The 217-nt window shown below is 53.9% G+C and carries 1 pseudogene; it reads left to right on the top strand.

Going from position 1 to position 217, the window contains the following annotated elements:
- Positions 1–217: pseudogene (locus H6B10_RS18540) on the top strand (hypothetical protein); the annotation flags it as partial.

Genomic DNA, 217 nt, shown 5'->3' with positions numbered 1-217 from the left:
CGGCACTGGCGGCATTGCTGCAGCGAAAGCATTATTATTTTGTACCATTCGGCCAGGATGATAGCTACAAAAAGCCCAACAGCCTGAAAAGTGATTTTACACAACTGCCGGAAAGTCCGTCATTGGTGGAAGGTGCCACCACAACAGGGCAACCACCGCGCAGCAGGCTTTTTGCCGCCAACGTCACCGGCGTGGAACTGATACCAGCGGCCAGAAG

Origin of the sequence: Gemmiger formicilis (genome assembly GCF_016901605.1) — a bacterium.
Classification (GTDB): domain Bacteria; phylum Bacillota; class Clostridia; order Oscillospirales; family Ruminococcaceae; genus Gemmiger; species Gemmiger formicilis_B.
The sequence above is the reverse complement of the archived record's forward strand: the minus strand, read 5'-3'. Positions and strand labels throughout refer to the sequence as shown.